Source organism: Burkholderia sp. 22313 (assembly GCF_052045245.1).
In the GTDB taxonomy this organism is placed as follows: domain Bacteria; phylum Pseudomonadota; class Gammaproteobacteria; order Burkholderiales; family Burkholderiaceae; genus Burkholderia.
Genome location: NZ_JBQEON010000031.1, coordinates 44,532 through 53,789 on the forward strand (window position 1 = coordinate 44,532; position 9,258 = coordinate 53,789).

Here is a 9,258-nt window from a genome sequence, read left to right on the forward strand (position 1 = left end):
ATCGAGAGCGGGTTCGACGGCAACAAAAAATGGTTCAACGGCCCTCGAGGCCCCTTTACGACGGTGTCCCCATGAACGACCACCAGCAGCCGCTCGCCGCGGTGCCCGCCGCACAAGGTCTGTACGACCCGCAAAACGAACACGACGCCTGCGGCGTCGGCTTCGTCGCTCACATCAAGGGCAAGAAGAGCCACGAGATCATTCAGCAGGGTCTGAAGATCCTCGAGAACCTCGATCACCGCGGCGCGGTCGGCGCCGATCCGCTGATGGGCGACGGCGCGGGCATCCTGATCCAGATTCCCGACGCGTTCTATCGCGAGGAAATGTCGAAGCAGGGCGTGACGCTGCCGCCGGCCGGCGAATACGGGGTCGGGATGATCTTCCTGCCGAAGGAAAATGCATCGCGTCTCGCGTGCGAGCAGGAGCTCGAGCGGACGGTGCGGGCAGAGGGTCAGGTCGTGCTCGGCTGGCGCGACGTGCCGGTCGACCATGCGATGCCGATTTCGCCGACGGTCAAGGCGAGCGAGCCGCTGATCCGCCAGATCTTCATCGGCCGCGGCAAGGACATCATGGTGACGGACGCGCTCGAGCGGAAGCTGTACGTGATTCGCAAGACCGCGAGCCACCGCATCCAGGCGCTGAAGCTCAAGCACGGCAAGGAATACTTCGTGCCGTCGATGTCGGCGCGCACGGTCGTCTACAAGGGGCTGCTGCTGGCGGGCCAGGTCGGCGTGTACTACCGCGACCTGCAGGACGAGCGCGTCGTGTCGGCGCTCGCGCTCGTGCACCAGCGCTTTTCGACCAACACGTTCCCGGCGTGGGAGCTGGCTCACCCGTACCGGATGATCGCGCACAACGGCGAGATCAACACCGTGAAGGGCAACGTGAACTGGCTGAACGCGCGTACCGGCGCGATCGCGTCGCACGTGCTCGCCGACGACCTGCCGAAGCTGTGGCCGCTGATCTACCCGGGCCAGTCGGACACCGCATCGTTCGACAACTGCCTCGAACTGCTGGTGATGGCCGGCTACCCGCTCGTGCACGCGGTGATGATGATGATCCCGGAAGCCTGGGAACAGCACACGCTGATGGACGAGAACCGCCGCGCGTTCTACGAATACCACGCCGCGATGATGGAGCCGTGGGACGGCCCGGCCGCGATCGCGTTCACCGACGGCCGCCAGATCGGCGCGACGCTCGACCGTAACGGCCTGCGTCCGGCACGCTACATCGTCACGGACGACGACCTCGTCATCATGGCGTCGGAAGCCGGCACGCTGCCGATCCCCGAATCGAAGATCGTCAAGAAGTGGCGCCTGCAGCCGGGCAAGATGTTCCTGATCGACATGGAACACGGCCGCATCATCGACGACAAGGAGCTCAAGGACAACCTCGCGAACGCGAAGCCGTACAAGAGCTGGATCGACGCCGTGCGCATCAAGCTCGACGAAATCGAGCCGAAGGCCGAGGAAGTCGCGGCCGGCCGCACGCAGGGCGCCGCGCTGCTCGACCGCCAGCAGGCGTTCGGCTACACGCAGGAAGACCTGAAGTTCCTGATGGCGCCGATGGCGCAGCAGGGTGAAGAAGCCGTCGGTTCGATGGGCAACGATTCGCCGCTCGCGGTGATGTCGAACAAGAACAAGACGCTCTATCACTACTTCAAGCAGTTGTTCGCGCAGGTCACGAACCCGCCGATCGACCCGATCCGCGAGAACATGGTGATGTCGCTCGTGTCGTTCATCGGCCCGAAGCCGAACCTGCTCGACACGAACAACATCAACCCGCCGATGCGTCTCGAAGTGTCGCAGCCGGTGCTCGACTTCAAGGACATCGCGAAGATCCGCGCGATCGACCAGTACACGGGCGGCAAGTTCAGCGCGTACGAACTGAACATCTGCTATCCGGTCGCATGGGGCAAGGAAGGCATCGAGGCACGCCTCGCGTCGCTGTGCGCGGAAGCCGTCGACGCGGTGAAGTCGGGCTACAACATGCTGATCGTGTCGGACCGCAAGACGGACGCCGAGCACGTCGCGATTCCGGCGCTGCTCGCCACGTCGGCGATCCACACGCACCTCGTCCAGCAAGGGCTGCGCACGAGCACGGGCCTCGTCGTCGAGACGGGCTCCGCGCGTGAAACGCACCACTTCGCGCTGCTCGCGGGCTACGGCGCGGAAGCCGTGCACCCGTACCTCGCGATGGAAACGCTCGCGAAGATGGCCGAAGGCCTGTCGGGCGACCTGTCGCCGGAGAAGGCCGTCTACAACTTCACGAAGGCGGTCGGCAAGGGCCTGCAGAAGGTGATGTCGAAGATGGGCATCTCGACGTACATGTCGTACACGGGTGCGCAGATCTTCGAAGCACTCGGCCTGTCGAGCGACCTCGTCGAGAAGTACTTCAAGGGCACGGCTTCGAAGGTCGGCGGCATCGGCCTGTTCGAAGTCGCGGAAGAAGCGATTCGCCTGCACCGCGACGCATTCGGCGACAACCCGGTCCTGCGCGACATGCTCGACGCGGGCGGCGAGTACGCGTACCGCGTGCGCGGCGAAGACCACATGTGGACGCCGGATTCGATCGCGAAGCTGCAGCACGCGACGCGCAGCAACTCGTACCAGACGTACAAGGAATACGCGCACCTGATCAACGACCAGACCAAGCGTCACATGACGTTCCGCGGCCTGTTCGAGTTCAAGGTCGAGCCGACCAAGGCGATCCCGATCGAAAACGTCGAGTCGGCGAAGGACATCGTCAAGCGCTTCGCGACGGGCGCGATGTCGCTCGGTTCGATCAGCACCGAAGCGCATGCGACGCTCGCGGTCGCGATGAACCGGATCGGCGGCAAGTCGAACACCGGCGAAGGCGGCGAGGACCAGAAGCGTTATCGCAACGAACTGCGCGGCATTCCGATCAAGGCGGGCGAGACGCTGAAGTCGGTGATCGGCGACGAGATCGTCAGCGACATTCCGCTGAAGGACGGCGATTCGCTGCGCTCGAAGATCAAGCAGGTCGCGTCGGGCCGCTTCGGCGTCACCGCCGAGTACCTGGCATCGGCCGACCAGATCCAGATCAAGATGGCGCAAGGCGCGAAGCCGGGCGAAGGCGGTCAGCTGCCGGGCCACAAGGTGTCGGAATACATCGGCAAGCTGCGTTACTCGGTGCCGGGCGTCGGCCTGATCTCGCCGCCGCCGCACCACGACATCTACTCGATCGAGGATCTGGCGCAGCTGATCCACGACCTGAAGAACGTGAACCCGAGCTCGAGCATCTCGGTGAAGCTCGTGTCGGAAGTGGGCGTGGGCACGGTCGCGGCCGGTGTCGCGAAGGCCAAGGCCGATCACGTCGTGATCGCCGGCCACGACGGCGGCACGGGCGCATCGCCGCTGTCGTCGGTCAAGCATGCGGGCACGCCGTGGGAACTCGGCCTGGCCGAAACGCAGCAGACGCTGGTGCTGAACCGCCTGCGCGGCCGGATCCGCGTGCAGGCCGACGGCCAGATGAAGACGGGCCGCGACGTCGTGATCGGCGCGCTGCTCGGCGCGGACGAATTCGGCTTCGCGACGGCGCCGCTCGTCGTCGAGGGCTGCATCATGATGCGCAAGTGCCACCTGAACACGTGCCCGGTCGGCGTCGCGACGCAGGATCCGGTGCTGCGTGCGAAGTTCAAGGGCCAGCCCGAGCACGTCGTGAACTACTTCTTCTTCGTCGCCGAGGAAGTGCGCGAGATCATGGCGCAGCTCGGCGTCGCGAAGTTCGACGACCTGATCGGCCGTGCCGACCTGCTCGACACCCGCAAGGGCATCGAGCACTGGAAGGCGAAGGGCCTCGACTTCTCGCGCGTCTTCTACCAGCCGGAAGAGTGCGAGGACGTCGCGCCGCGTCACGTCGACGTGCAGGATCACGGCCTCGAGCGCGCGCTCGACCACGTGCTGATCGAGAAGGCGAAGGCCGCGATCGAGAACGGCGAGCATGTGTCGTTCATCCAGCCGGTGCGCAACGTGAACCGGACGGTCGGCGCGATGCTGTCGGGCGTGATCGCGAAGAAGCACGGCCACGACGGCCTGGCCGACGACGCGGTGCACATCCAGCTGAAGGGCACGGCCGGCCAGAGCTTCGGCGCGTTCCTCGCGAAGGGCGTGACGCTCGATCTCGTCGGCGACGGCAACGACTACGTCGGCAAGGGCCTGTCGGGCGGCCGGATCATTATCCGTCCGACCAACGACTTCCGCGGCAAGTCCGAGGAAAACATCATCTGCGGCAACACGGTGATGTACGGCGCGATCGAAGGCGAAGCGTTCTTCCGCGGCGTCGCGGGCGAGCGCTTCTGCGTGCGTAACTCGGGCGCAACGGCGGTCGTCGAAGGCACGGGCGACCACGGTTGCGAATACATGACGGGCGGCACGGTCGTCGTGCTCGGCGAAACCGGGCGCAACTTCGCGGCCGGCATGTCGGGCGGTCTCGCGTACATCTACGATCCGGAAGGCACGTTCGCGGCCAAGTGCAACAAGTCGATGGTCGCGCTCGAGCCGGTGCTGCAGCAGGCCGAGCAGGAGCGTACGGTCGACCGCGCGCTCTGGCATGCGGGCACGACGGACGAAGCGCTGCTCAAGGGGCTCGTCGAGCGTCATTTCCAGTTCACGGGTTCGCCGCGCGCGAAGTCGCTGCTGGAAAACTGGGACGCGGCGCGCCGCCAGTTCGTGAAGGTGTTCCCGCACGAATACAAGCGCGCGCTGGGCGAGATCGGTGCGAAGAAGGCGGCGAAGGAAGTGCTGGCCGCCTGAGCGACGAACGACATAGCGAATGCCGCGCGCGCATGATTGCCGCGCGCGGCTCCCCCACCCGATACACCGAACAGAAGAGCACCTTATGGGCAAGGCAACCGGTTTTCTGGAGTTCGAACGCCGCCACGAGGCGTACGAAGCACCGCTTACGCGCGTGAAGCATTACAAGGAATTCGTCGCGGCGCTGACCGACGCGGACGCGAAGGTCCAGGGCGCGCGCTGCATGGATTGCGGCATCCCGTTCTGCAACAACGGCTGCCCGGTCAACAACGTCATCCCGGACTTCAACGATCTCGTTTACCGCCAGGACTGGCAGCAGGCGATCGAAGTCCTGCATTCGACCAACAACTTCCCCGAATTCACGGGCCGCATCTGCCCGGCGCCGTGCGAAGCGGCGTGCACGCTCGGGATCAACGACGATCCGGTCGGCATCAAGTCGATCGAGCACGCGATCATCGACAAGGCCTGGGCGGAAGGCTGGGTGAAGCCGCTGCCGGCCGAGCACAAGACCGGCAAGAAGGTCGCGGTCGTCGGTTCGGGCCCCGCGGGCCTCGCCGTCGCGCAGCAGCTCGCGCGTGCCGGTCACGACGTGACGGTGTTCGAGAAGAACGATCGCATCGGCGGCCTGCTGCGTTACGGGATCCCCGACTTCAAGCTCGAAAAGTGGCTGATCGATCGCCGCATGCGCCAGATGGAAGCCGAAGGCGTGACGTTCCGTACCAGCGTGTTCATCGGCAAGGATCCGCTGCCCGAATCGATCGGCAGCCTCGCGAAGGAAACCATTTCGCCGGAGAAGCTGAAGGAAGCGTTCGACGCGGTCGTGATCGCGGGTGGCTCTGAAACGCCGCGCGACCTGCCGGTGCCGGGCCGCGAGCTCGCCGGCGTGCATTTCGCGATGGACTTCCTGCCGCAGCAGAACCGTGTGAACGCGGGGGACAAGCTCGTCGATCAGCTGCTGGCGAAGGGCAAGCACGTGATCGTGATCGGCGGCGGCGATACGGGTTCGGACTGCGTTGGCACGTCGAACCGTCACGGCGCGAAGCAGGTCACGCAGTTCGAGCTGCTGCCGCAGCCGCCGGAAGAGGAAAACAAGGCGCTCGTGTGGCCGTACTGGCCGATCAAGCTGCGCACGTCGTCGTCGCACGACGAAGGCTGCGAGCGTGACTGGGCGGTCGCGACGAAGCGCCTGGAAGGCAAGAACGGCAAGGTCGAGAAGCTGATCGCGGTGCGCGTCGAGTGGAAGGACGGCAAGATGCAGGAAGTGCCGGGTTCCGAGTTCGAGATGAAGGCCGATCTGGTGCTGCTCGCGATGGGCTTCACGCAGCCGGCAGCCACCGTGCTCGAGGCATTCGGCGTCGCGAAGGATGCGCGCGGCAATGCGCGTGCGGCGACCGAAGGCGATCGTTCGTACTACACGTCGGTCGACAAGGTGTTCGCGGCCGGCGACATGCGTCGCGGCCAGTCGCTCGTCGTCTGGGCGATCCGCGAAGGCCGCCAGTGCGCACGCTCGGTGGACGCGTACCTGATGGGGCATTCGGAACTGCCGCGCTGAGCGCCGCTCGCCAGGTTGCTGGCGTATCGACCGGGCGCTCGAAAGGGGCGCCCGGTTTTTTTATTTCCGCAGTTATTGGCGAGCGTGAGCTTGTCCGGTCTGGTCGAGCGGCCGATCGATGGTTCGCCCGTAGCTTGAAAGCTGCTCGTTGCAATCGATCATCGCGGTGTATCTGATTTCGTCGACGCGTAGCGGAAACTCCCATACCCCCAGCTTCCATGCGTGATACTGCGGCGCACCGTCGAACCGGATGCGGTCCGGCGGTATTCCGTGCTCATCGAGAAGACGTACCAGGAGTTGCTTTCTCAGCGTAGCGAGAGACATGTTGGGGCAGCTGCCTTCGGTTCTCTCGTACCGGGAAATCGCGACGACAATGAACAGCAGTATGTAGACGCAGATCGTTGCGACAACTAGCCAGAGCGCTAGCCTGAGAACTCCGCGTCTGACTCTGGAAATCATGAGGTGCTCGATGTGGACGAGAGCAGAGATCCTTTGTCCCGTGATTGAAGATGTTGGTGCTGAAGGCGGTACCGAATGAATAGGTGTCGACGCGATAAATCGCCATACGATCCGAATGTATTCGTTGGAAGATGCCGTGTGACTGACCAATGTATATGCACAAATAATGCAGTGATGTTGGCATAGTGACCTGGTTCGAAGTTGAACCCGTATTGGTTGGCGCCCGGCAAATATTTGTAGCCGCCGAGGCATGGTCGGCGGGCTGATCAGCTACCGCTGCGTATCCTTCGGGCAGGCGCTAAAAAATCGAAATGCGGGGATGTCTTTCTCGGCATGCCGGCGCCGGGCTGATCAATGTGTCCAATAGTCACGCGAGATTGCTTAAGGTAAGGGGTGTTGACTCTGATTGGGAAGGGGCGCGCCCTTGATTTGTCGTGGTGCTGAATCCTTTCGTTTTGTAATTTTTCTTGTGAATTGTCATATCATGTCGCCCCTTCGGCCGTGAAGCGGGCGGCCACCTCATATGACTGATCCCATTTACAAGGACTCTGGATGGAAGCATTCGTGCAAGGCCTGATCGACGCCATCAACGGCGTGCTGTGGAACTACGTGCTGATCGCGCTGCTGCTCGGCGCCGGCGCGTGGTTCACGTTGCGGTTCCGGATGATCCAGCTGAAGGCGCTGTTCCTCAGCATCAGGCTGGTCGGCAGCAAGGGCGAGCCGGGCAGCATTTCGTCGTTCCAGGCGTTCGCGACCGGGCTCGCGAGCCGCGTCGGCACCGGCAACATCGCCGGCGTCGCGGTCGCGCTGACGGTCGGCGGGCCGGGCGCGATCTTCTGGATGTGGATGACGGCGCTCGTCGGGATGTCGTCCGCGTTCGTCGAGGCGACGCTCGCGCAGATCTTCAAGGTATCGCACCCGGACGGCAGCTATCGCGGCGGCCCCGCGTACTACATCCAGACGGGCCTGCGCTCGCGCGGCTTCGGCGTGCTGTTCTCGCTGTCGCTGATCCTCGCGTTCGGCTTCGTGTTCAACGCGGTGCAGGCCAATGCGATCGCCGATGCCTTTCACACGTCGTTCGGCTGGCGCCGCGAGACGGTCGGCCTCGGCCTCGTGCTGCTCACCGCGCCGCTCATCTTCGGCGGAATTCGCCGCATCGCGTCGGTCGCACAGGTGATCGTGCCGGTGATGGCGATCGGCTACCTCGCGCTGGCGGTCTACGCGGTCGCGACGCACGTCGCGCTGGTGCCGGACGTGATCGCGCTGATCGTGAAGAGCGCGTTCGGGCTCGAGCAGGCGGCGGGCGGCCTGACCGGCTATGCGCTCAGTCAGGCAGTCGCGATGGGCGTGAAGCGCGGGCTGTTCTCGAACGAGGCCGGCATGGGCAGCGCGCCGAACGCGGCCGCGACCGCGAGCGTGCGGCATCCGGTCGTGCAGGGGCTGATCCAGATGCTCGGCGTGTTCGTCGACACGATCGTGATCTGCAGCGCGACCGCGTTCGTGATCCTGCTGTCGGGTCAGTATGCGCTCGGCACCGGCATGGAAGGCGCGGCGCTCACGCAGCGCGCGATCGCGAGCCACGTCGGCGGTTGGGGCGGCATCTACATGGCCGTCGCGATCTTCTTCTTCGCGTACTCGTCGGTGATCGGCAACTACGCGTATGCGGAAGGCAACGTCGAGTTCATCACGAAGCGGCGCGGCGTGCTGCCGCTGTTCCGCATCGCGGTGCTGGGGATGGTGATGTTCGGCAGCGTCGGGCAACTGCCGCTCGTGTGGGCGATGGCCGATACGAGCATGGGGCTGATGGCGATCATCAACCTTGTCGCGATTCTCGCGCTCGGCAAGTATGCGCATGCCGCGTGGCGCGACTATCGCCACCAGCGCGCGCAGGGCGTTGCCGATCCCGTGTTCACGCGCAACACGATTCCCGAGCTCGCACGCGTGCTGCCGGCCGACGTGTGGGGCGAGCACGGCCCGCTGCCGCGGCGTCCGGTTTCGGCCGAAGCGATGGCCGAAGCGCGCGTGACCGTGCGCGAGTCATGAACGGCGAGCGGCTGCGTGCGTTCGTCGCGCTGATGCCCGATACGGCATCGCGCGACGCGCTGCACGCGTTGCCGGTCACCCGCGGTGCACGGCGCACGCTGCCCGCGCAACTGCACGTGACGCTTGCATTCATCGGTGCGATCGAACGCACACGGTGCGACGCGCTGGCCGAGCAGTTACCGGCGCTCGCGGCCGCGCATGCGCTGCCGTTGCTGCCGGTCGAGCGGATCGCGTGGTGGCCGAGCCTGCCGCGCGCGAGGCTGATCGTCGCGGAACTCGCGCCCGATCCCGCCTGTGCGGCGTTGAATGCCGACTTGTCGGCCCTGTTGCGCGACCTGGACGTGCCGGCCGACCGCCGGCCGTTCCGGCCGCATGTGACACTCGCGCGGTTGCCGCGCGATGCGGACGGACAACCCGCGCACGGCGGCG

General features: G+C 65.1%; 5 protein-coding genes (1 of these 5 cut by a window edge). 4 read left to right on the forward strand and 1 reads right to left on the reverse strand.

Features of this window, described 5'->3' with window-relative positions; all coding sequences use genetic code 11:
- Positions 1-71 precede the first annotated feature (71 nt).
- Positions 72-4,775 (forward strand): glutamate synthase-related protein, encoded by a 4,704-nt coding sequence (locus tag ACTJKF_RS23545; protein ID WP_440626562.1) that lies wholly within the window; start codon positions 72-74, stop codon positions 4,773-4,775.
- A gap of 85 nt (positions 4,776-4,860) precedes the next feature.
- Positions 4,861-6,327 carry a glutamate synthase subunit beta gene (locus ACTJKF_RS23550; RefSeq protein ID WP_440626563.1) on the forward strand — a complete coding sequence of 489 codons (1,467 nt, stop codon included), beginning with the start codon at positions 4,861-4,863 and terminating at the stop codon, positions 6,325-6,327.
- Between the two features lie 72 nt (positions 6,328-6,399).
- On the opposite strand, the gene ACTJKF_RS23555 is transcribed toward ACTJKF_RS23550, so the two are convergent.
- Positions 6,400-6,786, reverse strand: coding sequence for a hypothetical protein (locus ACTJKF_RS23555; RefSeq protein ID WP_440626565.1), 387 nt, complete (start codon positions 6,784-6,786; stop codon positions 6,400-6,402).
- Between the two features lie 552 nt (positions 6,787-7,338).
- Between ACTJKF_RS23555 and ACTJKF_RS23560 the strand changes: the two genes are divergently transcribed.
- Positions 7,339-8,829, forward strand: a complete 1,491-nt coding sequence (locus ACTJKF_RS23560) for an alanine/glycine:cation symporter family protein (protein WP_440626567.1) — start codon at positions 7,339-7,341, stop codon at positions 8,827-8,829.
- Positions 8,826-9,258: the 5' portion of an RNA 2',3'-cyclic phosphodiesterase gene (thpR, locus tag ACTJKF_RS23565; RefSeq protein WP_440626569.1), read on the forward strand. It continues 113 nt past the right edge of the window; 433 of the gene's 546 nt are visible here — the first part of the coding sequence; its start codon is at positions 8,826-8,828; its stop codon lies off the right edge, out of view. Before ACTJKF_RS23560 ends, thpR begins: the two co-directional genes overlap by 4 nt.

Bases quoted from the DNA above. Each gene is read 5' to 3' on its own strand.
- ACTJKF_RS23545 (WP_440626562.1), top strand. From the start codon at position 72: ATGAACGACCACCAGCAGCCGCTCGCCGCGGTGCCCGCCGCACAAGGT.
- ACTJKF_RS23550 (WP_440626563.1), top strand. From the start codon at position 4,861: ATGGGCAAGGCAACCGGTTTTCTGGAGTTCGAACGCCGCCACGAGGCG.
- ACTJKF_RS23555 (WP_440626565.1), bottom strand. From the start codon at position 6,786: ATGATTTCCAGAGTCAGACGCGGAGTTCTCAGGCTAGCGCTCTGGCTA.
- ACTJKF_RS23560 (WP_440626567.1), top strand. From the start codon at position 7,339: ATGGAAGCATTCGTGCAAGGCCTGATCGACGCCATCAACGGCGTGCTG.